This window comes from Burkholderia sp. AU45274, from assembly GCF_030482505.1.
Taxonomy (GTDB): domain Bacteria; phylum Pseudomonadota; class Gammaproteobacteria; order Burkholderiales; family Burkholderiaceae; genus Burkholderia.
In genome coordinates, this window is record NZ_JAUJQE010000001.1 from 975,936 (window position 1) to 998,762 (window position 22,827).

Consider the following 22,827-nt stretch of genomic DNA (forward strand, 5'->3'; position numbering starts at 1 on the left):
CCGGCGGTTTCGGTCGCTGGCGGCCCCGCCGGAATGCTAGGATGCGGGCAGATTGCGGCCGCGCGCCGCGCCCCGCCGCCCGGGTGGCGGCGCGCGTGCGCGGCCGCGCCCTGACGACGGAACGACATCGTGCCGCCCATTGACACCGATCATCTCGCCGCCCTCGACGCGATGCCCACGCTTTTCGATACCGGCGCGCAGCCGGATGCCGCGGAACTGGCCGCCGCGCTTGCGGCGCCGGCTGCCGCCGGCCGCTACGACGAACTGCGCGGCAGCGCGGCCGGCCTGAACGCGCCTGCGCTCGCGCCCGCGTGGCGCAGCTTCTTCACGTCGATCGGCAGCGACGGCGTGGCCGACCTCGATCGCCGCGCCGACGCGCTGCACCGGCGCATGCGCGAGAACGGCCTGTTCTATCAACTGCACGAGCAGCGCGCCGGCGACGGCGCGGCCGGCCCGTGGTCGCTCGACCTGCTGCCGCTGATCGTCACGCCCGAGGACTGGGTCGCGATCGAGCGCGGCGTGCTGCAGCGCGTGCGGCTGCTCAACGCGACACTGGCCGACCTGTACGGGCCGCAGACGATCCTCGAACGCGGGCTGCTGCCGCCCGCGCTCGTCACCGGGCATCCCGGCTACCTGCGCGCGATGCGCGGCGCGCGCGTGCCGGGCGATACCTGGCTGCACGTCGTCGCGTTCGACCTTGCGCGCGGCCCGGACGGGCAGTGGCGGATCGTCGCGCAGCACACGCAGGGCGCGGCCGGCCTCGGCTACCTCCTCGAAAACCGCCTGATCGTGTCGCGGCTCTTTCCGCGCGGGTTTCGCGGGCTGCGCGTGCAGCGGCTCGCGTCCGCGTACCGCGCGCTGTTGCAGAGCATGCAGGCGCTCAGCCCGGCTCGCAAGAATTCGCGGATCGTGCTGCTCACACCGGGGCCGCACAGCGCGACCTATTTCGAGCATGCGTATCTCGCGCGCTACCTCGGCCTCACGCTCGTCGAAGGCGGCGACCTGACCGCGCGCGACAACCGCGTGTTCCTGAAGACGCTGAGCGGGCTCGAGCCGGTGCACGGCATCCTGCGGCGCGTCGACGATGCATGGCTCGATCCGCTCGAACTGCGGACCGATTCGATGCTCGGCGTGCCGGGGTTGCTGCAGGCCGTGCGCGCGGGCAACGTGCTGCTCGCGAACGCGCCGGGCTCGGGCTTTCTCGAATCACCGGCGATGCTCGGCTTCATGCCGCGCCTGGCGGAAGGGCTGCTCGGCGAAACGCTGACGCTGCCGGCCGTGCATTCGTGGTGGTGCGGTGAAGCGGCCGCGTGCGACGACGCGCTGCCGCAGCTCGCGCGCGGCATCGTCAAGGCATCCTATCCACCGGACGTGCAGGAAGGCGGCGCATTCGAGCCGGTGATCGGCGCGCGGCTCACGCAGGCGCAGCTGGCCGAGTGGCGCGCGCGGATTCTCGCGCGGCCCGAGCACTACACGGTGCAGGCCGACCTGCCGCTGTCGCAGGCGCCGACCTGGCCGCGCCACGACGCACCCGACAGCAACGGCGGCGCGCGCATCGTGCCGAAGCCGGTGCTGCTGCGCGTGTTCGCACTTGCCGACGGTGCGCAGCGCTGGCGGCTCCTGCCCGGCGGGCTGTCGCGGGTCGGCACGCGCGACACGCTGTTCAACGCGCCGATGCCGCGCGGCGGCAGCACCGTCGATACGTGGGTGATGACCGAAGGCATCGTCGATTCGACGACGCTGCTGCAGACGCACCTCGGCCCCGACGATCTCGTCGAACGCCCGCGCGCGATCGCGAGTCGTGCGGCTGAAAACCTGTTCTGGCTCGGCCGTTATACCGAACGCGCAACCAACCTGATGCGCCTCGCGCGTGCCGCGCTCGAACGGCTGCGCGGCGAGGACGACGTCGACAGCCCCGCGCACCTGGAACTGCTCGACACGCTGTGCCGCGACACGGGCCTGATCGCGGCCGACGCGCCGAACGCCGTCGATGCGCCGCGCGCGTTCCAGCACGCGCTCGCGACGTCGCTGACGCGCGGCGCGGATCGCACGTCGGGCATTGCGTCCTGCCTGTTCGGCATGCGTGGCGCGGCCGCCGCGATCCGCGAGCGACTGTCGAGCGATCAGTGGCGGCTGATCGACGACGCGACTCAACTGTTCGCGGACAGCGCGGGCCTGCCGGAAGCCGAGGAGCAGATCGGCAACGAGGCCCTGCAGTTGCTGGAGCGCCTCGGCCTGCTGCTTGGCGCGATCACGGGCGCGCAGACCGACAACATGACGCGCGACGACGGCTGGCGCTTGCTGTCGATCGGCCGGCAGATCGACCGGCTGGACTTCCTGTGCAGCGTGCTGAAGGCGGCCTTCGACGAAGGCGCGGTGCACCGGCAGGACGGCTTCGAGCTCGTGCTGGAACTGTTCGACAGCACGATCACGTTCCGTTCGCGGTTCCAGCGCGGCTTCGATGTCGCGCCGCTGCTGTCGCTCGTCGTGCTCGATACCGACAATCCGCGCTCGCTCGGCTGGGTCGTGCAGGCGCTGCGCGGCCGGCTGACGAAGGTGGAGCGCAGCGAAGGCTATGCGCTATCCGAGCTGGCCGAGACGATTCCCGACGTCCCCGCGTGGTCGCTGCACGAGCTGTGCGAGACCGCCGACGGCGGCCGGCACGACAAGCTGCTCGAAGCGCTCGACACGACGGTGAAGGCGGTATGGGAATTGTCGAACCGGATCGGCGAACGCTATTTCAGCCACGTGCGCGAGGCGGGCAGGACGTTATGGTGACGACGAAAGGCGCGGCGAAAGCGCCGCACGGTTCCGGCAATGCGCGGAACGCATCGGCACCGCCATCGGCGTCGGCCGCAAAGGCCGACGGTGCGCCCGGCCGGTTGCTGCGCGTCACGCACGACACCGAATACCGTTACGCGGCGCGCGTCGAATCGGCGCAGCACCAGGCACGCCTGCAGCCGCTCGTCACGCCGCGCCAGCAGGTGCTGTCGTTCGCGCTCGACATCGACCCCGCGCCGGAATCGGTCGGGACCGAGATCGATGCATTCGGCAACGCGCGCGCGTCGTTTGCGTTGAACCAGCCGCACGATGCGCTGCTCGTGCGCAGTTGCAGCACGGTACGCGTGACGCCGCCGGTGTGGTCGCGCGGGGCGCGCGGCGAGCCGCCGCCCGCCATCGCGAAACCCGACGCGAAACAGGCGATGGCGTGGGAAGCCGTGCGCGACCGCTTGCGGTTCCGCGCAGGGCAGCCTTACGACGCGGCGAGCGAATTCGTGTTCACGTCGCCGCATGTCATGTGCGATCCCGAACTCGCCGCGTATGCGGCCGCGAGCTTCACGCCGCAACGGCCGCTCGTGCAGGCCGCGTGGGAACTGATGCGGCGCGTGCATGCCGATTTTGCGTATACGCCGAACAGCACCGACATCACGACGTCGGCGCTCGATGCGCTGCGCTTGCGCAAGGGTGTGTGCCAGGATTTCGCGCACGTGATGATCGGCGCGCTGCGCTCGCTCGGGCTGGCCGCGCGTTACGTGAGCGGCTACCTGCTCACGCAGCCGCCGCCCGGGCAGCCGAGGCTGATTGGCGCCGACGCATCGCATGCATGGGTCGAGGTGTATGACCCGGCATGGCCCGAGGATAACGGCTGGCTGCAGCTCGATCCGACCAACGATCGCGCGCCGGGCGACGACTACGTGATGCTGTCGATCGGCCGCGACTATGCGGACGTGACGCCGTTGCGCGGCGTGATTCGCGGCGGCGGCGCGGATCAGGAGCTGAAGGTCGGGGTGACGGTGGAGCCGCTCGATGTCGTTTGACGCGGGTTCGCCGATCGGAGCGGTCGGTTGTTGATCGCGTGTCTGCAGGCGCGTACGTTCGTGACGGCTGCGAACCGGACGGTCCATGCGCGCGGCTCGGAAGACACTTCGTACTCGACCGTGAGACATGACCGGAAAGTCACGTGTCATTCCGTTCGATTGAATCGGACGAGTTCAATTCTGTAGGAAAAGAGAAAACTGCACTTGTGCGCTGGTGCGCGGATTTCCGATGATCCGCATCTGCGTTCACGTCGCGTCAGCTTGAATGACTGGCGGCGGAACGGCAGAACAACACCAAACCGCGCGCAGGAGCCAGGGTGACCCAGCTTTATCCCGAACATCGATCGGCGACAGACGAACCCGTCGCACGGTTGATCGATGCCACCGAGTCGGACAGCACCGGAACGCCACGCAAGCCTCCACCGATCGTCGTCGGCCGAGGCGACGGGGTGTCGATGTGGACGAAAGACACTCGGCTGATCTGCATCAAGCAAATGCCGTTGCCCGGTATCGTCATCTTCGTCCATGGTGTGAATTCCGAAGGCGAATGGTTCGAAGCCGCCGAGCAGGGGCTGTGCGATGGCCTGAATCGCCGGCTCGGCCGGCTGGACGATCAATTGATGTATCACGGCATCGACGCCGGGCAATTGGTGCCGGCGAAGTACACGGAAAGCGTGACGCCGGACGGGTTTTTGAATCCGAAGCTGCTTGCGGACAACTACGTCAAGCCCGATCCGTCGTTTTCACCGGTCATTCATTTCCGGTGGGGCTATCGGGCGACAGCCGAGGAACTCAAAGAATACGGCGACAAGATCTTCCTGAACGAGAAGGACTACTGGGGCGGCGGCCCGTTCACGAACGGTTGCGCGAGCCTGCCCGATCTCTGGCACGGCGGCCTCGACGACCGCGCGGCCGGGTGGATAACCGTGCAGGGCATCAACCCGACCAATCGACCGCTGTATCGCGCGCCGCCCCGCGCGTATGGCGTGCTCGCGGCGTTGCGCCTTGCGAGGTTGATCGAGTCGATCCGCCGCATGCAGGCCGACGTGCCGATTACCGTCGTGTGCCATAGCCAGGGCAACATCGTGGGTCTTACCGCGGCTTTCTTCGGCGACGCACTACCCGATGTCGAAGATCCGTGGGGACGTAGCGGGCATTGCGTGGCCGACGCCTACGTGCTGGCGAATGCGCCGTACAGTCTTGCGCGCGCAGACGGCCCGAATCCATCCGATACGTTCATGGATACCTGGTCGCAACGCGCGACCAGGGACGGCAGCGGTCGTCGCGGGCGGCAGACCTACGCCGCGCGCACGAAAACGTTCGGCAAGTTTCTGTCGATCATCGGCACGCGGAAGGCCTATGAACTTCCCGCAGACAAGATCGATGAAGACATGGCGAACGAACGGGTATCGCCGACCAGCAAGCGGTCTTATGCGGCACAAGAGGATCGGGTACGCCACGGCCTGAACGGATCGACGTATGGTCGCGTCACCGCGTATTGCTGTCCGCACGATCAGGTGATTTCGGCGATCACGGTTCAAGGCATCGGCTGGCGTGGCATCGACAAGAACGAGCTGAACGATATCAACGTCTCCGGCGTGCTGACGCAGCGCGTCTTTGCCTCCGGCTTTCAGGTTGGCGTGCAGGAGCGCTATCAGTATTGGGAAGACGACTGGCGGCATGGCAAAAAGGGAACGACGTCGGGATTCTGGTATCCGCCTTCGCCACCTGCCAAGTTCAATCTCATCGGTGCGCTCAAGGGAAACGAGTCCGTGTTCGGGGTGGCGGCCACGCTTGCATCCGCGCCGATCATGTTTTTCGTGACCCAGATCAGCTCGGCATTGAATATGTTCCGCGTGAACGCCAATCCGCCGCAGGGCTGGACCGTGGTGGCGGACGCGCCGGCACTCGACGAACCGTTCCCGCCGAAGGCGTTGCGGTTCGGCAAGCCCATCGAAACGAAGGACGGCAATGCGACCAGCGACTTCAACGAAGGCAACGATCCGCCGGCCGCATGGCGCGACGCAAGCAAGAGCGAGGCAGACAAGCGCGCGGACGATCCCTACGATCAGTACGAGGCGAAGAAAAATGACAGCGTCGCGCAAGGCACGGCAGAGAGCGAAGCCGGACAGCGTTACGAGGACCGCGCGTTGATGCGGATGGAGGCGCGGCGAACGCTGAATACGGAATGGCTCGATGGCGACGGCCACGTGATCGGCGAGGACGGCAAGAGCGAAATGCCGGAGGGCTACAAGGAATGGCGCGATAAACAGATTGTCGATTGGCTCGATCGTGGCTCGACCAACAGCCCGACGAATCACTCCACGACGATGACCAATCCGGAGCATGCGAAAAAGGCGCTTGCGTACGATGTGGCGATCGGGCGGTGCTACCTGACGCCCGAGCAAATGAAAGCACTACGGATTGAAGCCGATTGGCGGATGGGAGACGGTATTCCCGACGGCAACCCGAACAAGAAATACGCAGAGTACTTTGTACGCGGAGAGCTTGACGAGCTTTCGATGCACGACTGGATACATGCAGAGAGCAGTGAAGGCACGATGCCGGACACGATCACGGATGAACGGGAAGGTCAGTTCTATCTGAACGTCGGGAGAGCAAGATGAAAGCACTGATCGCTACATGGCCGCGACGTGCCGCTGTTTCGGTCGCTGCATGGATGATCGCAGCCGTACTCATGGCTTCGCTGATGGCTCACGTAGAGCAACCGGACCCGACCCAACTGGAAATAGGAGATTGGATGAAACGATTTGTATTCGTGCCCAGCTTGGCTGCGCTCATGGTGCTCCTGTTCACCACGGCCACGGCACGGTCAGCGCACGCGGCACCCGCTACGGAACCCGTAACTCATGCGGTGCTGTCCGCGGAAGAAGTAGCGAAGCCGTTCGTGGCACAAGTTGCAGGTTTGATCTGGTTGAATCCATTGCAACGCATGGACTATCCGACCGAATGGCAATTGTTGTGGACGCAGGGACTCGTGTCTCCGAACAAGAACGACGACATGGTACGGACCGATCCGAAGTCCTTCACAACGCTTCAATCGATTGGCGCGCTGGTATATGGCAACGAAGGTGCAGAAACATTTAGAGGCTTCTATCGCAAGTACATGACCAAGTTCCCGCTGCTGCTTCGCTCACGCTATGCAAGCAACGCGAAATACTTCTACACGGTCAAGCCTGATGACAAGAAAGGCTGGCGCGAACTGGCCGGCATCCGCGTCGAGCTTGCGATTCCGGAAAGACTTGACGCGTCCGAATCGCAAAGCTATTTGCGGGACTCCATTCGAAAGACGTTTTCGATCGGCAATCCGTATTTTCCAACCATGTGGAGCCGAAACACGCTTCCCGATGTCCAGATCACGCAAGGCGGGCCGAACGCCGGCTTCACCTCGCTGAACAGCGCGTTGGACTACCTGCAGGCGAACCCCGACGAGACCGTCTGGGTAGTGAACTGGGACGCACCCAACTTCCCGCCCACGGATGCACAGATCAACGAGAACCTTGTCGTGCTGTTCCTCGCCGGCCCAGCCTTCAACACCGAGCGAGAACCGCTCGCCTGGATCGGCAAGGCCGCAACCGGCAACACGCATGATTTTCCGCCGAAGGTCGGCACGACGCGCACCGTGCAGGCGTGGAAGGCGACCATCGACCAAGCGGCACGCAACGCCGGCGTCGCAGTCCCGGATCTCCATTACATCGTTCACGACGCAGGTAAGGGCAGCGACGCATCATCGTCACGTCTAGCCGTGCTCGGACAGACCTTGACCGAAACCCTTCCCGAATACGACCACCGCAAACAGACCTTCAACACGGCGGCCCTACTCGGTGACATGGGAACCGGCAGCGCATTGACCGACGTCGCGCTCGCCATCGGCCGGATCAATCACTTCGGCGGCAACGCACTCGTCGCCGGCACGACCGATCCGGATCACCCGGTCGCGGTCGTTGTCCGGCCACCGTCGAAGCTCACGCCGATCGATCCCGACAAGGACTGGTTCCGCGCGCGCGGCGGAAACAATGCCTACCTGCCGTGGTGGGGCCGCCGGCACGATACCGATTACGGCATGCAGGGCTATTCGTGGTGAGGTATGTCAGTGCGATGGTCGGCGGGCTTGACGCCCATCAGGTTCATCGGTCGTTGCGGAGATCGCGTCGGCGCTTTAAGTCTTCGTTAATACTGCGCGCCTAGCATGATCATGCCGGCGAACGGATCGGACTCGATCCGGGGCACCGGCGGCACGCGCGGGTGCGTCGACGTCACGGCGCCGCACCGTCGCGCAGCGCCATTCCCTTGCAACGGCGGCGCATCATGATCAAGAACTTCGACTACACGCTCGGCAGCGACACGATTGCGCTCTGCGCGAGCTTCGGCGCGGGGCCGGCGTGGCGCCGTGTGCTCGTGAGCCGCGCGGATTCGATGGAAACGCTGGTGGTGCTCGACGCGCGCGGGCTGTCGGGCTTGCTGAAGGTGGCGACCGAAGCGCCGGAAGGATTGCTCGAGGACGCGATCCGCAAGGTCGGCGACGAACAGCTCGTCGAGCGGGCGATCCGCGGCAAGGCGATCGTCGAAGCGGCGCTTTGACGGCACATGTGGCACACGAGCGGCGCGGCTGAACGGATCAAAGGAGTATGCTTCCGGTCCGACCGGCTTTTCGACGCTGCCCATGCTCACGACAGGCGCTGCCATTCCTGCTTCCCGCCGCTATACGACGATTCGCGTGATCGCGTATCACGGCATCCTGCAAAACTTGACATCGCTGCTGCAGTTCGTCCCGTTCGTGCTGTTCGTCCAGCACGAGCGATCGCTGAATGCGTTTTCGGCGTGGTCGTGGCAGTTCCGGGCGCTGCAGTGCGCACTGTTCGTGTCGGCGGTTGCGGGGCTGATCAGTCACGTTGCGCTTGCGTTGCGCCGCCGCTGGGGACGCACGCTGGCGCTAGCGACCTGGTGCGTATCGTGTGTCGTGTGGCTCCTGCTGTCGACGTGGGTCCCGGTGCTCGTCGGGTTGCCGTTCGGCATCATCGGCTTTGCGATGATGTACAACAGGCTCAGCAGCGACTACCTGCACCTGCCGCAGGCCGCGTCGGGTTCGACGGTGCGGCATTTCGTGTCTTTCGGCCTGCTGGCCGTGGCGTCGGCCCTGTATTACTGGGCGATATCGTACGCGGCGGCGCATGCGGGCGCTTTCGCTTACCTCATTCCGAACATCCGGCCGAAGAATCTGCTGCAGGCGGCGGCAGTCGCGCTGGTCCTGGGCACGGCCATCGCGCCGCGCGGGCGGCGCATGTGGAGTTGCGGCATGTCGCTGATGACGGCTGCGATCGCGATGCTGGGCATGCTGACGGGCTATGTGTCGATCGCGACGCCGCTGGTTCGCCATATGCCGCAGGAGTATCAACGCACGGCCGTTGTCATTCCGTGGCAGCCGATCATGGTCTACGTGGTCGTGACGTTCTGCGTTGCGCTGGTGCTGATTCGCGTGACGAAGCCGCCCAGGCCCGGCGATTGGGAGCAGGGGGCGAATCCCGACGCGCCTGCGGATTCGGCGCGCCGGGAAACGACTTCCTGATATCGCGCGGCTAGCCCGCGAACCGGTCCGTCGCCGCGACCAGCGCTTCCAGAATCCCCGGCTCGTTGTAAGCATGCCCGGCGCCGGGCACGATCTCGAACGTTGCATCAGGCCACGCCTTGGACAGCTCCCACGCGGTGCGTGCAGGCGTCGCGATGTCATAGCGGCCCTGCACGATCACGCCCGGAATGCCGGCGAGGCGATGCGCGTCGCGCAGCAACTGGCCTTCCTCGACGAAGCCCTGGTTCACGAAGTAGTGGTTCTCGATCCGCGCGAACGCGAGTGCGTAGTGACCGTCCGCGAAGTGTGCGGCGAGGGCGGGGTCGGGCAGCAGCGTGATCGTGCGGCCTTCCCAGATGCTCCACGCGCGCGCGGCTTCGAGCTTCGCGGCTTCGTCGTTGCCGGTCAGCCGGCGATGGTAGGCGGCCATCAGGTCGCCGCGCTCGGCTTCCGGGATCGGCGCAACGAAGTCTTCCCACAGATCAGGGAACAGCCACGATGCGCCTTCCTGGTAGTACCACAGCAATTCCGCGCGACGCATCGTGAAGATGCCGCGCACGACCAGCGCGCTCACGCGCTCGGGATGCGTTTCCGCGTAGGCAATCGACAGCGCGCTGCCCCACGAGCCGCCGAACACGAGCCACTTTTCCGCGCCCACCATCTCGCGCAGGCGTTCGATATCGGCGACCAGATGCCAGGTCGTGTTGTTCTCGAGGCTGGCGTGCGGTGTCGAGCGCCCGCAGCCGCGCTGGTCGAACAGCAGGATGTCGTAGCGCTCCGGATCGAACAGGCGGCGGTGGTCGGGGCTGCAGCCGGCGCCGGGGCCGCCGTGCAGGAATACGGCGGCCTTGCCGGCCGGGTTGCCGCAGCGCTCCCAGTAGATGCGGTGGCCGTCGCCGGTGTCGAGGTGGCCGTGGGCGTAGGGTTCGATCGGTGGGTACACAGGCAGGCTCCGGGTAAGGGTCGGCAGGAGGCGGACGACGCGCGGGCCGGTGTACGGGCGGGGGCTGCGGATATTGCGCCGCCGCAAAAATCGTTGTGTCGGCATCGACCCGGCCGCCGCCGGACAAGGCTTGTCATTATGCCCATTCGCTGCCCCGGGTGTCGGCTCGTTGCGGCGTGCGCGGCCGCGGGTGTCGGCCCGGGGATTTTTGAAGCAATTTCATTCCGATATTTTTCATACAAAATCCCGGCGGCATATCGGCGTGCCGAAGCGGGGGCGCCGGCGTGCTGCCCATCCACCGTGCCAACGGAAACCAGCCGATGAACCATCGCGTCACGCAGTTGACCGGGTTGCGCGCCGTCGCGGTCGCGATGGTGGTGGTCGGGCACGCCGAGCACGTGCTGCCCGGCGGCTACACGGGCTGGTACGCGCCGTTGCGGCTGATCGCCGACGGCCGGCTCGGCGTGCTGATCTTCTTCGTCCTCAGCGGCTTCCTGATCACCAACGTATTGCGCGCCGAGTTCGCGCGCACGGGCGGCATCGCGCTGACGTCGTTCTACGTGCGCCGCGCGCTGCGGATCTGGCCGGCCTGCTATGTCTATCTCGCGGCGGTGGCGATCGTGGCCTTCACCGGCTGGTTCGACGTCGACCGCCGGCAGTGGCTGTATGCGGCACTGCACCTGTGGAATTACTCGGCGTGGTTCGGGCTGACCGGCGACAATGCGCTGCATCCGGACGGCGCGTGGTATCTCGGCCATTTCTGGTCGCTCGCGCTCGAGGAACAGTTCTACTGGTTCTGGCCGCTGCTGTTCGTGTATGGGATGCGCCGCGGCGGCACGCGCTGGTTGGCTGCGTTGATTCTGGTCGTGCCGCTGGTGCGCGCCGTGACGTATTTCGTTGCGCCTGCGCTGCGCGGGCAGCTCGGGATGATGCTGCACACGGGCGTCGATCCGATCCTGATCGGCTGTTATGTGTCGCTCAATCGCGAGCGGCTTGAGGCATGGATTCGTACGTGGCGCAACGAGACGCGCATCGTGACCGCGATCATCGTCATCGTGCTGATCGGCATGCCGCTCGCCGAACATCGACTCGGCGGTTTCTGGAATGCGACCTATGGCGTGACGGTCGAGGCCGCGTTGATCGCGATCGTGATCGTCGTGTTGAATTTCCGCAGCGAATTCTGGTGTGCGCGGTGGTTGCGCGCGCGGCCGGTCGTGTTCGTCGGCACGATCTCGTTCAGTCTTTATCTGTGGCAGCAGCCGTTTGCGAATCCGGATCTGCAGGTTCCGCATGCGTTTCCGCTTGGGATCGTGTGGGCGCTGCTGGCGGCGACGGCCAGCTATTTCCTCGTCGAGAAGCCGTTCCTGCGATTGAAGGATCGTTATTCGGCGCGCGAGGCGCGACGTGTGCGTGACGATGCGCTGCGGATGCCGGCTTCGGGTGAGGCGATCGGGGCGAAAGTGGCGGAGTAGGCGGGTGGGGCGGACTCACCGTGGCTTCGCGTCACCGTCATTTGAATCGCTTCTTCGAGGCAGGCGAATACCAGAAGTCCCGGTACATATCGCTCCCGTATGATTTGCCGTCGTATTTGACGACCGTGCGCACGGTGCGTTTTCCCGCGTCCGGTTGTTTGTCGTCGTTGCTTTCCGCGTTCATGACGTGTGCCGTAATCGACAGGTCCGCAAAGCCGTTGTGCGACGTCTTCTCGACCGCAATCGTCATGCGGGCGGACTCACTGCGCAGGTCGCTGGTATCGGGGCCGCACGCGGTGCCGGTGGTGGCGACCCAGCCATTGAGATTGGTACCAAACACGGGGCGGATACGGGCGCCTTCGCGAATCCACAGTGTCAGTTCGTTCTCCATGTAGGCATCCGGACAGCTCGGTCCGTGCGCGGTACTGCTGAACACGACGCCGAATGCCCGTACATCGGGCGACAGTCGGTACGGCGCCGTATCGATGCGGTAACTGTTCTCGCCGATCTGTATCGCCGCGTCCTCCTGGATCACCGAACGGTCTGCCGCTACGACCTTGCTCCCTTCGACGAGCGCGACGACCTGCAGCTTGCTGCTTTCGTCGGGGTTCTTGCTTTTGGGCAGCGAATCGAACGCAACGGCCGCGATCGTCGTTTCCGGCGCGTTCGGCATGGCCTTGCATGCCGATGCGACGACGAGCCGGTTCGTGTCGCGCGTTGCGATGCGTGCGCTTGCGATGCCGGCCCAGCGGGCGATGGCTGTGACGGTTTCGTCGTTGCAGGACTGCTTATCGCCAGCGTGAGCGAACGGTGCCGCGGCGAGCGCCAGCAGCGGAACAAAACGAGCGATTCTCGGGGTCATGTGGGAGGTTTTTTATGGATTGCCGTGGAAATCGCTCAACGGCCGGAAACGAACGTCTTCAGAACGACCCCGCGTCGTCATGGGCGTGGCCACGGTGCCTATAATCGATTCTCGACAAACACCAAGGAAAGTGGCACGGATGAGCATTCGAGGGAAAGACCGGCAGATCGACAACATCGAATTCAATGTTAACAGCATTGCACGAAGCAAGGCCTTCTATGGCAGCGTGTTCGGCTGGACCTTCACGGATTATGGTCCCACCTATACCGAGTTTCGCGACGGCCGGATCACAGGCGGGTTGACGACCGGTGAGCCCGTTCGGCCCGGCGGCCCGTTAGTCATTCTCTACGCTGACGATCTGGTTGAAACCCGTCGAAGGATCGAGGCGGCGGGAGCCACCATCACCCGTCAGATTTTCTCGTTCCCTGGCGGTCGGCGCTTCCAGTTCCTTGATCCCGATGGCTATGAACTGGCCGTATGGTCAGCAGACGAATCGGGCCAGTAATCAAGACAAGAACCAGGAACCGGCCGTTGCTTCCGGCCATGTTCAGGATGTTAATCTAGACGAATTGTTTTGAATTTGACAAATCGTCTTGACGTGGCCAAACTGCCCGGCATGCCAAGGAAAATCACTGGACCCGACATGCCGAAGAAGACGCCCGAACAGCAGCTACTGCTGGGGCAGCTCAAACAGGTCGCCGAAGGGCTGGCCAGGACCTTCGCCCCGTTTACCGAGGTCGTGGTCCATGATCTCCTCGACCCGGAGCACGCGGTGCTCGCGATCCACAACAACCTGTCAGGTCGAGAAGTCGGACAGCATGCCACTGAATTGGGGCTTGCGCGGATCATGGACGCCGCCTACGAGCAGATCATCGCCAACTATCCGAATCAGTTCTCGGACGGCCGTCAGGTGAAGAGCACTTCCATCGGTATCAAGGACTCCAAAGGCGACTACATCGCCGCGTTGTGCCTGAATATCGACCTCACGTTGTTCCGGGGATTTCAGAACATGCTGAGCAGCTTCATGGCGGTCGAGGGCACCGCGCCTGCCAGGGAATCGCTGGACCCCGCTGGCGCGGATCTCATTCGCGCCCGTATCGACGAGTTCGCCGCACGCATGGCGTCGACACCGCGCTCGCTCAAGCCGGAGGACCGCCGCTCGCTCCTGAAGGAGCTCAAGGCGGCCGGCCTGCTCGAGGTCCGTCGGGCGATGGACACCATTGCCGTCTACCTGGGCGTCTCGCGCGCAACGGTGTACAGCGATGTCAAATGACGCCACGCGACTTCTCGTCGACCAGCATGTCGTCGCTCAATTGCTCGTGCCGGACGCCGTGATCGCGGCGGTGCGCGTGGCCTTCGAACTGCATGGGCAGCGCGCGGGCCGTGTGTTTCACCCCCAACGTCCCAGCCGTCATCGTCTTGCTCTTGCAGCGATCCGGTAGGTGCCAAAGCGGAGGCGGAAAACTTGAAACCGCACTATGTCGAGCCGCTCAGCGGCACTACTTATCCTCTCGACACGCCTCGGTGGTGTTCGGACGACCGCAGGCCGCTCCTGATCTCGCCGCAGGCTGGCATTTCCCGGGACGACATCGATCGACACGTTCGCTCCCAATGGCGCTATCGCGCGTCGCTTCCAGTCGAGATCGTCTCCCCCATCTCCATGGGGGAAGGGTGCACCCCGTTGATCCAGAAGACGTGGGGCGACCACCGGCCGCATTTCAAGCTGGAGTGGTTCAGCCCCACAAGCAGCTTCAAGGATCGCGGCACGACGGTGATGCTCTCGATGTTGCGGCAGCAAGGCATCGCGTCCGTTCTGGAGGACAGTTCGGGAAACGGCGGAGCGTCGGTGGCGGCGTATGGCGCTGCAGGCGCCGTGCGCGTGAAGATTCTGGCGCCCGCATACGCGTCGCCCGCGAAGATTGCCCAGATGCGAGCCTATGGGGCGGAGGTACAGCTGGTCGACGGCCCGCGACAGGCGTGTGAGGACGAGGCCGTCCTGCAGTCCGCGAGCATCTTCTACGCCAGCCACAATTGGCAGCCATTTTTCCTCGAAGGGACCAAGTCGGTCGGCTACGAGATCTGGGAGGACCTCAACTTCCAGGCGCCGGACAACATCGTCATGCCTGCAGGCGCGGGCAGCAATGTACTCGGCTGTTATTTGGCGTTCTCGGAACTGATGCGCGCGGGCCAGATTCACAAAATGCCCAGGCTCTTCGTATGCCAGCCATTGAACTGTTCTCCTATCGATGCCAGCTTTCAGGCGGGCGTCACGACGCCCATTCCCCGCGAGGTCCGAAAGACGGTCTCCGAGGGGACGGCCATCGCCCATCCTCTACGGCTGGCGCAAGTGATCAACGCTGTCAGGGAGACGGGCGGTACGACTGTGGCCGTGGAGGAAGAAGCAATCGTCGACGCGCTCAGGCGGATTGCGCGACTGGGCCTTCTGCCGGAGCTGACTTCGGCGACCGCGGTTGCAGGATTTGATCGGCTCACGCAACTGGGGGCGATTGAGGCGCGAGAGGAAACGGTTGTCCTGCTGACGGGCACGGGTATCAAGAATGCCGAGGCCATCGCGGATATGTACGCGGAAATTCCCGATACGCTTGCGTAAAGGCTCCCTCCATGAAAATCGGACTCCTGAATTGCGGCGGCACCATCACGGAAAGCTATCAGAGTGATGGGACGATCAAGCGTCTACTGGCGCGTGATCTGATCGTATCGAGCGGTCAAGCAGACTGGATCGGACGTGATATCGATCCTGTCGATAGCTGCGATCTGACTTTTGCCTCACTTTGCCGCGCTCGTGACGTCATGCGGCAGGATCGCGAGAGCGAAGCTTTCGTCATGTGCTGCGGCACCGACGCAATGGAAGACGTCGCCTATGCGGCCGCTCTGCTTTTTGATCGCGATCGGCCCGTCGTTTTGACCGGTGCGGCGATCCCCGGCGGCAATGCCAATGCCGACGGTCCGCGCAATCTGGCGGATTCCGGACGTCTGGCACAGGCCATGCAGAAGGGCGCGAGCGCTCTCGTGGCCTTCGCGGGACGGATTTTCGATCCGGTCTCGATCGTCAAGGTATGGCCGCAGGCCATTCAGCCCTTCGGACCGGAAACAGCGATCCGCGGCTCCATCGAGGCCGACATTGTGACGCTCACAGGTTCGGGAACCGTTGACGAGAGTTACGCGGATCTCGATGTATCCGACCTCGGCGCCCGCGTTGCGATCGTCATGGAGACCTTCGGGCCACTCGTCGGCTTGCCGGCTATCTCCGAACTCGACGGTATCGTCGTGGCAGGCAAGGGGGCAGGGGGTTTCTCGGCGCAGTCGGAGAGATTCCTGAGCGAAGCCGCGCGGCATATCCCCGTCGTGCTATCGACACGCTGTGCCCAGGGTTTCCGGGTCAATTCAGCCGTACCCAAATATGCCTATGAGCGCGCCCACAACCTCGGCCTGACCACGGCAGGTTATGACGGCCTGGACGCATCAAAGGCACGAATCCGGCTCATCGCGGAGCTTGGTCGTGCAACTCGCAGCGGAAAGGCTGGGCGCTGATCCGCGGACGGCGGCCACTCAACGATCTCGGCGAAGATGCGCCCGGTGCGGGGCCGGCGCGGGGGGCTTGAAGGCGCCCGCGTCGGCCCCGCCTCGTTCACATCTTCTCGACTTCCAGCAGGGTTCGCTTGCCTTTCACGTACTTGTAAAGGGAGATGGTGCTGTCCTTCAGGTCGCCGTGCTCGTCGAACCGGATATTGCCAATCAGCGTGTTCAGATTGGTCGCGGGCATGGCGGACAGGATGCCGGCGCGCGTGATCGAGTTGGCGCGTTTCATCGCATCGACGATCACGTAGACGGCGCTGTACGCAACCGGCGAGTAGACCACTGGATCGTGGCCGTACACGGCCTTCAGTTCCTTGCTGAACGCAGCGCTGCCCGCCATCGCGGACAGATCGCCGCCCGCGACGGAACAGACCAGATTGTCGGCGGCGTCGCCGGCCAACCTGGCCAAATCGGTCGTGCAGACACCGTCGCCCGCCAGGATCCTGGCGCGTAGGGCCAGTTGCATGGCCTGTTTGGCGAAGGGGCCGCCGGTGGCGTCCTCGCCGCCATACATGATCGCGTCGGGGCGTTCGGACTTGATCTTGGTCAGGATGGCCTTGAAGTCAGTGGCCTTGTCGTTGGTCGCATCGCGCGATAGCACCTGGATGCCTTCGGCCTTGGCGGTCTTCTCGAACTGGTCCGCAAGACCCTGGCCGTAGGCCGTGGCGTCGTCGACGATGGCGACCGTCTTGACTTTCTGGTTTTTGGCGTATTTCGCGAGGGCGGGGCCCTGCTGGGCATCGGTGCCGATCACGCGGAAGGCGGTCTTGTAGCCTTGCAGTGTGTACTGCGGGTTGGTGGAGCCCGGCGTGATCTGCGTGACGCCGTTGTCGCGGTAGATTTTGGACGCGGGGATGGACACGCCGGAGTTCAGGTGGCCGATCACGGCCACGACGCCATCGTCGACCAGCTTCTGCGCGACGTTCGTACCGATCCTGGGATCGGCCTGGTCATCCAGCGACTCGACCTCCAGGATGACCTTTTGACCGCCGATGACCAGATTGCCGGCCTTGTTGATCTGCTGGACGGCGAGCTTGGCGCCATCGGCCGCATCCTGGCCCATGTGAGCAATGTTGCCGGTCAGCGGTTCGGCGCTGCCGATCTTCACGATCACGTCCGCGAGAGCCGCTTGACCGTAGACCATGGCAACGCAGGCGAGTGTCAGCGCGGCGTTGCCGGGTTTGAGTTGAGATTTCATATGCTTAGCCTCTTGTTGAACTGGGTTGCTGTTGAAAATGCAAGCGGCGTCTCCTGTCGAAGTCGCGACGTTGGCGACGTTTCCGAATGTGAGTATTCGTCAGAGCAGCCCATCACCCGAGGAAAGACTGATTAGCATTCCGTAGCGTTATGGTCGGGAGCGTGGCCGCTGGTGAGCGGCCCGTCTGCTCCTTGGGCTCCCGTTTCTAGAAAGATTATCTAGAATTAAATAAAATGTATTGTAGGGGTAAACGCTTGGTATTGTCCGGCATCGACCAGAGGCTGAACGACTGACTGATGGACGGGAGGTAGGTCCAGACTGGAAGAAGCACCGCGTCTCGGTCCACGCAGTTGACTTGAACGCAACATTGATCGCTGGATCGACCGGTGATATTTGGCATTGCCGCGCCCGCAGGTACGTGCTGCTGGAGGCACCTCAGGGCTGAATGCGATCGGGATGACGCGAAGTCTCGAAGACCTCCAAAGCAGCCACCATTCCGTTAAATACACGCGGCCGATGTGGGTCGACAACCGGCCAGCCACCGCTGCCAGCCGAACGTTGTCAATGAGTTCAGCCTTTGCCGGAGCATCGCGAACAATAAAAAAGGCCCGGGAGCATTGCCCGGGCCTTTCGTAGACGAAGGAGTCAGGCGCTTACCGCGTCAACGCCGTAAACCCCTCCAGCAACCGCTCAACATCAGCCGCCTGAATCGCGCCCATCGTCGAGATGCGGAACAGTTCCTTCGACAACCCGCCTTGTCCCGCATAGATCACGAAGCCGCGCGCCTTCAACCCGTCGTGCAGCGTTTCGTACGTCACACCCTGCGGCAACCGATACGCACGCAGCACGACCGACGATTCACCTTCCGGCAACACCAGCGGCATCCCGCGCGCCGCAAGCCCGGCTTGCGCCTGTTCGGCGAGCGCCTTGTAATGCGCATGCCGCGCACGCCAGCCGCCGGCTTCGTCAAACTCGCGCAGCGCCTCGACGAGCGCGTAATACGCATGCACGGAAGGCGTGAAGGGCGTATTGCGCTGGTCCTGCAGCTTCGCGAGACGGCCGAGGTCGAGGTAGTACGTACGGCTTGCGGCCTTCGCGAGCGCACTGCGACGCACGATCACGAACGCTGCGCCCGGCACACCATGCAGGCATTTGTTCGCGGTCGCAGCCACAGCATCGATATCACCACCGGCAAAATCGATCGCTTCCGCCCCAAAGCTGCTCACACCATCAACGAGCATCTTCACGCCGCGCGAGCGGCAGACTTTCGCGATCGCGCCGAGGTCGTTCAAGCGGCCCGTCGTGGTTTCGTGATGGATCACGGCGACGTGCGAGTAACCACCCGCATCGAGCTTCGCACCAATCTGCGCAAGATCCGGCGCCTGCATCCACTCATGCTTGAGCACATCATGCGCGATCCCATACTGCGTCGCGATCTGCGTGATCCGCTCGCCATAAACACCGTTCTCGATCACGAGCAGCTTGCCGTCCTTCGGCACGAGCGCCGCGATCATGCTTTCGACAGCGGCCGTACCCGAACCGGTCATCAGCACGGCCGTCCACTCAGCCGGATCAAGCTCATACGCAGCAACGAGCCGCGCACGCGCCTCATCCTGCAGATCGAAGAATTCGCTTTCGCGATGGCACAGGTCGGGTTGCAGCAGGCTGCGGCGCACGCGTTCGGTGAGCGTGACCGGGCCGGGGTTCAGCAGCAGCATCAATGGGCTCCTTCAACGTGGGCTTCGGTCTGTGCGGCGCCGATGTGCCGCATCAGACGGGTCTTGACCTCGACCGGCGTGACGGTCGGGCGGGGCAGGCCGTCGGGCACGCCGGTGCGGATTGCCAGTCGCACGAACTGCGCACCATCGGCCGACGAAGCAAGCGCCGTATCGAGCACATCCAGCGTATCGCCTTCGACCGCCGACGCATACCCGCACGCGGCAGCCACGCCCGCGAACGAAACATGTTGCGACACGGTGGCCTGGCCACCCGTCGATTCGTGCGCGCCGTTGTCGAGCAGCACGTGCGTGAGGTTGGCCGGGCCGTAGGTGCCGAGCGTCGCGAACACGCCCATGCGCATCAGCGCGGCACCGTCGCCGTCGACCGCGACCACGCGCAGGTCGGGGCGTGCGAGCGCGAGGCCGAGCGCGAGCGGCGTCACGCAACCCATCGAACCGACCATGTACAGCTGGTTCGGGCGATCGTCGATTGCGTAGAGTTCGCGGCCGCAGAAGCCGGTCGACGCGAGCACGACGGTCGAATCGACCGGCGTGTGCGCGATCACGCGCTGCAGCGCGTCCTGGCGGGTCGGCCAGGCTTCGGCCGACGCAGCGCGCGACGACGCTTGCGCGGCGACATGCGCACGCGGCTTCGCGGCCGGGTTCGATTTCAGCTCATACGGCGCGACGCTGCCTTTCTGCATCACGAGCGCGTACGGGCGGCCCGTCGCGTCCATGTGCGCGATCGCGCGGTCGAGTGCCGGGCCGACCTGTTCGGGGTCGGTCGGGAACGTCTCCCACGGGATCTCCATCGTGTCGAGCATCGCGGGCGTGATCGGACCCATCAGCGCGTGCTGCGGCTCGTCGGCCACGCCCGGCTGGCCGCGCCACGTGACGATCAGCAGCTGCGGCAGGCGGAACGTCCACGTGAGCGACGTGAGCGGGCTCACCGCGTTGCCGAGCCCCGAGTTCTGCATCATCGCGATCCCGCGCTTGCCGCCGAGCGTCGCGCCCGCGATCAGCGCGACCGCGTCGCCTTCGTTCGCGGCCGACACGTAATTCAGCGTCGGGTCCTGCAGCACGTAATTGATGAACGGCGTCAGGTACGAGCAGGGCACGCCCGCGTACCAGTCGAAACCGCGCTCGCGCGCGGCCTCGACGAACTGGGCCGCTTCGATCATTGCGCGCCCCCGTTGCCGGCACCCGGTTCGGACAGCGGCGTCTGGCCGTGCGCGAAGTCGCCCGCGCGGCGGAAGTCCTCGAGATCGTTGACGCCGCGCCAGTGGCCGTGCACGTATTGCACCTCGATCTTCTCGCCGGCGGCGATCAGTTCGTTGAGCAGCGACGGGATGTCGAGCGTGTCGAAATCAGGACGCGCCTGCAGCGTCGCGAGCATGGCCTTCAGGCGGTCGACACCGGCGCCGCGCACGTTCAGCAGGCCGATCCAGCGGCCGTGCGGCGTGCCTGCGGCGACGTCGCTCGATACGCGTTGCAGGTACGTCTTCTGGCCGAACAGGCCGCGATCGTCTTCAGCCGAGCAGAGTGCGAAGTCGCGCACGCTCTGGTTGGTTTCGGTGAGCGACGAATCGACCACCACGCTGAACTCGGCCTCGCTCTCCGCGAGGTCGCGCACGATGTAGCTGCGGAACAGCAGGTCGCCGTACGAGATCACGGTGTCGCCGGTCAGGCGGTCGGCCGCGCAGGCGAGCGACGCGAGTTCGCCCGTCTGTGCATGGCGTTCGTTGACGACGAGCTTGATGCCCGACGTGTCGATCGCATCGGCGCGATAGCCGCCGACCACGGTGATGTCGTTCACGCCGTGCGTCTTGAAGCCGTCGACGAGCCAGCGCAGCAGCGGCTTGCCGGCGACCGGCAGCATGACCTTCGGCTTGTCTTCGGTCACGGCTTCGAGGCCCTTGCCGCGGCTGGCAGCCAGCACGATCGCCGCGTTCGACGCGCGCGACGACGACGACAGGTAGATACGCTCGGCCGCCGAGTATTCGTCGGCGTCCTGCAGGCGGAAGATCTCGTTGACCGATGCTACGCGGTCTTCGACGTTGATCAGCGTTTCGCTCTCGTGGATCTCGCGTGCGGTCGCCTGCATCGCGGAGGCCGACGCGCGGATCAGGTGGTTCGCCCAGATCACGGTGCTGATGCCGGCCTGGCGGAACACGTCGGTCGGCGTGCTGTAGTACTTGGTCGGCACGATCACGAGCGGCGCCTTGCCGCTCCATTCGCGCGCGAACTGCAGGATCTCGTCCGGGCGCGACAGCTTGCTGTGGATCAGGATCGCGTCGGCGCCGGCTTCCGCGTACGCGTTCGCGCGGCGCAGCGCCTCGTCCATGCCCCAGCCCGCGATCAGCGCTTCGACGCGCGCGACGATCGAGAAGTCGGGATCGGTCTGCGAATCCTTGCCGGCCTTGATCTTGCCGCAGAACTCGTCGATTTCCGCGAGCGGCTGGCGCTCGCCGCCGATGAAGCTGTTGGTCTTCGGGAACTGCTTGTCCTCGATACAGACGCCTGCGATGCCGCGCTGCTCGAGCTTCTTCACGAGGCGGCGCACGTTGTTGAAGTTGCCGTAGCCGGTGTCGCCGTCGAGCAGGATCGGCAGGTCGCTCGCGTCGGCCATGAATTCGAGCACGTCGACGACCTGGGTCCAGCTTGCCTCGTTGTTGTCACGCACGCCGAATTGCGCGGAGATCGCGAGGCCCGATGCCCAGATGCCCTTGAAGCCGGCTTCGCGGACGATCCGCGCGGACAGGCCGTTGTGCGCTTCCATCAGGAATTCGAGGTCGCTGCTGACGAGCATGCGGCGCAGGCGTGCGCTGCGCGATTCGGTGAAGTTGGGTTCGCGTGCGTTCATCGTGCGACTCCTGCGGTGGTGCGTTGAATCAGGGGGAGGATTTCTTGCGTGGCGCGAGCGACGTCGTTCGGGAAGTCGATCTCGATCCACGGCGAGCCGGTGACGTCGGCGACGTCGAACGAGTGACCGCCTTCGAGCAGCAGGTCGCGCACGGCTTCTTCGTGCGGCATGTTCGCGCGGCCGCTGTCGACGTAGCCCGCGACGATCGTCGCGAGGCGGCGCGCGGTGCCTTCGGTGAAGCGGAAGAAGCCGACCGATTCGCCGATCGTGTCGTAGTCGAGGTCGACTGCGAGCTGCTTGCGCAGCTCGACCGGCACGCCGTTCTTCAGGCACAGCTTGACGGGCTCGTCGCCGGCCTCGAAGTCGCGATCGATCAGCAGGCGGTCGACCGCCTTGTCGGAATCGGCCACCAGCGCGTGCAGGATGTTCTCGTCATACAGCACGTCGGCGTCCATCAGCAGCACGTCGCCGCCGCGCGTCATCGCCTCGGCGACGGTATGCACGGTCAGCACGCTGCCGAGGTCGTAGCGGTCGTTGATCACGATCTCGGCCTGGCGGCCGAGACGCTTCAATTCCTGCTCGACCTTCTCGTGCTGGAAGCCCAGCCCGAGCACGATCTCGTCGACGCCCGCGGCATCGAGTACGCGCAGATGGCGCTCGAGCAGCGACACGTCGTCGAAGCGCAGCAGGCACTTCGGGAACTGCGCCTCGGGCGGTTGTTGCAGGCGCAAGCCGAGGCCTGCCGCAAGAATGATGGCTCGCATGGGTT

At 64.8% G+C, this 22,827-nt stretch carries 19 protein-coding genes; 11 read left to right on the top strand and 8 right to left on the bottom strand.

The genetic code is table 11. From position 1 onward, the window contains the following. Window positions 1-171 precede the first annotated feature (171 nt). From QZM35_RS04425 to QZM35_RS04450, 6 genes are all read left to right on the top strand, one after another. Window positions 172-2,778: a circularly permuted type 2 ATP-grasp protein gene (locus tag QZM35_RS04425; RefSeq protein ID WP_254600161.1), complete on the top strand. Its 2,607-nt coding sequence runs from the start codon at window positions 172-174 to the stop codon at window positions 2,776-2,778. Further along, entirely contained in the window at window positions 2,772-3,818 is a 1,047-nt protein-coding gene (locus QZM35_RS04430; protein ID WP_301775466.1) for a transglutaminase family protein, read from the top strand. The genes QZM35_RS04425 and QZM35_RS04430 overlap by 7 nt, the downstream gene beginning before the upstream one ends. Before the next feature lie 455 nt (window positions 3,819-4,273). Next, window positions 4,274-6,445, top strand: coding sequence for a DUF3274 domain-containing protein (locus QZM35_RS04435; RefSeq protein ID WP_301775814.1), 2,172 nt, complete (start codon window positions 4,274-4,276; stop codon window positions 6,443-6,445). Continuing rightward, window positions 6,442-7,923, top strand: a complete 1,482-nt coding sequence (locus tag QZM35_RS04440) for a virulence factor (RefSeq protein WP_256976889.1) — start codon at window positions 6,442-6,444, stop codon at window positions 7,921-7,923. The genes QZM35_RS04435 and QZM35_RS04440 overlap by 4 nt, the downstream gene beginning before the upstream one ends. 224 nt (window positions 7,924-8,147) lie before the next feature. Next, on the top strand, window positions 8,148-8,420 hold the full coding sequence (locus tag QZM35_RS04445) for a hypothetical protein (RefSeq protein WP_174971741.1): 273 nt from the start codon (window positions 8,148-8,150) through the stop codon (window positions 8,418-8,420). 82 nt (window positions 8,421-8,502) lie between these two features. Further along, a complete protein-coding gene (locus QZM35_RS04450) occupies window positions 8,503-9,405 on the top strand; it encodes a hypothetical protein (protein WP_301775467.1) in 903 nt (300 codons plus the stop codon). A 10-nt stretch (window positions 9,406-9,415) separates the two neighbouring features. Here QZM35_RS04450 and pip read toward each other — a convergent pair whose 3' ends face one another. Beyond that, complete coding sequence (gene pip / locus QZM35_RS04455) at window positions 9,416-10,348, bottom strand: prolyl aminopeptidase (RefSeq protein ID WP_301775468.1); 933 nt, start codon at window positions 10,346-10,348, stop codon at window positions 9,416-9,418. Between the two features lie 320 nt (window positions 10,349-10,668). On the opposite strand from pip, the gene QZM35_RS04460 reads away from it, so the two are divergent. Continuing rightward, window positions 10,669-11,820, top strand: coding sequence for an acyltransferase (locus tag QZM35_RS04460; protein WP_301775469.1), 1,152 nt, complete (start codon window positions 10,669-10,671; stop codon window positions 11,818-11,820). Between the two features lie 37 nt (window positions 11,821-11,857). On the opposite strand, the gene QZM35_RS04465 is transcribed toward QZM35_RS04460, so the two are convergent. Then, the gene (locus tag QZM35_RS04465; protein ID WP_089427748.1) at window positions 11,858-12,682 is read right to left on the bottom strand and encodes a multidrug ABC transporter ATPase; all 825 of its coding nucleotides are present in this window, start codon (window positions 12,680-12,682) and stop codon (window positions 11,858-11,860) included. 139 nt (window positions 12,683-12,821) lie between these two features. Here QZM35_RS04465 and QZM35_RS04470 point away from each other — a divergent pair, with 139 nt between their 5' ends. Together QZM35_RS04470 and QZM35_RS04475 are read left to right on the top strand one after the other, a co-directional pair. After that, complete coding sequence (locus QZM35_RS04470; protein WP_089427747.1) at window positions 12,822-13,187, top strand: VOC family protein; 366 nt, start codon at window positions 12,822-12,824, stop codon at window positions 13,185-13,187. 138 nt (window positions 13,188-13,325) lie between these two features. Continuing rightward, window positions 13,326-13,955 carry a transcriptional regulator gene (locus QZM35_RS04475; protein WP_301775470.1) on the top strand — a complete coding sequence of 210 codons (630 nt, stop codon included), beginning with the start codon at window positions 13,326-13,328 and terminating at the stop codon, window positions 13,953-13,955. On the opposite strand, the gene QZM35_RS04480 is transcribed toward QZM35_RS04475, so the two are convergent. Then, window positions 13,948-14,097 carry a hypothetical protein gene (locus QZM35_RS04480; protein ID WP_179255099.1) on the bottom strand — a complete coding sequence of 50 codons (150 nt, stop codon included), beginning with the start codon at window positions 14,095-14,097 and terminating at the stop codon, window positions 13,948-13,950. The two genes, QZM35_RS04475 and QZM35_RS04480, sit on opposite strands and share 8 nt — an antisense overlap. A 50-nt stretch (window positions 14,098-14,147) precedes the next feature. Between QZM35_RS04480 and QZM35_RS04485 the strand changes: the two genes are divergently transcribed. Beyond that, the gene (locus QZM35_RS04485) at window positions 14,148-15,293 is read left to right on the top strand and encodes a pyridoxal-phosphate dependent enzyme (protein ID WP_089427744.1); all 1,146 of its coding nucleotides are present in this window, start codon (window positions 14,148-14,150) and stop codon (window positions 15,291-15,293) included. A gap of 11 nt (window positions 15,294-15,304) precedes the next feature. Next, window positions 15,305-16,234, top strand: a complete 930-nt coding sequence (locus tag QZM35_RS04490) for an asparaginase domain-containing protein (RefSeq protein WP_089432526.1) — start codon at window positions 15,305-15,307, stop codon at window positions 16,232-16,234. 97 nt (window positions 16,235-16,331) lie between these two features. On the opposite strand, the gene QZM35_RS04495 is transcribed toward QZM35_RS04490, so the two are convergent. From QZM35_RS04495 to QZM35_RS04515, 5 genes are all read right to left on the bottom strand, one after another. Further along, the gene (locus QZM35_RS04495) at window positions 16,332-17,423 is read right to left on the bottom strand and encodes a branched-chain amino acid ABC transporter substrate-binding protein (protein ID WP_241026051.1); all 1,092 of its coding nucleotides are present in this window, start codon (window positions 17,421-17,423) and stop codon (window positions 16,332-16,334) included. Between the two features lie 707 nt (window positions 17,424-18,130). Next, on the bottom strand, window positions 18,131-19,195 hold the full coding sequence (locus QZM35_RS04500; protein WP_301775471.1) for a 2-aminoethylphosphonate aminotransferase: 1,065 nt from the start codon (window positions 19,193-19,195) through the stop codon (window positions 18,131-18,133). Beyond that, window positions 19,195-20,376: a phosphonopyruvate decarboxylase gene (gene aepY, locus QZM35_RS04505; RefSeq protein ID WP_301775472.1), complete on the bottom strand. Its 1,182-nt coding sequence runs from the start codon at window positions 20,374-20,376 to the stop codon at window positions 19,195-19,197. Before aepY ends, QZM35_RS04500 begins: the two co-directional genes overlap by 1 nt. Then, a complete protein-coding gene (gene aepX / locus QZM35_RS04510) occupies window positions 20,373-22,058 on the bottom strand; it encodes a phosphoenolpyruvate mutase (RefSeq protein ID WP_089432528.1) in 1,686 nt (561 codons plus the stop codon). Before aepX ends, aepY begins: the two co-directional genes overlap by 4 nt. Then, complete coding sequence (locus QZM35_RS04515; protein WP_089432529.1) at window positions 22,055-22,822, bottom strand: NTP transferase domain-containing protein; 768 nt, start codon at window positions 22,820-22,822, stop codon at window positions 22,055-22,057. Before QZM35_RS04515 ends, aepX begins: the two co-directional genes overlap by 4 nt. Window positions 22,823-22,827: the final 5 nt, after the last annotated feature.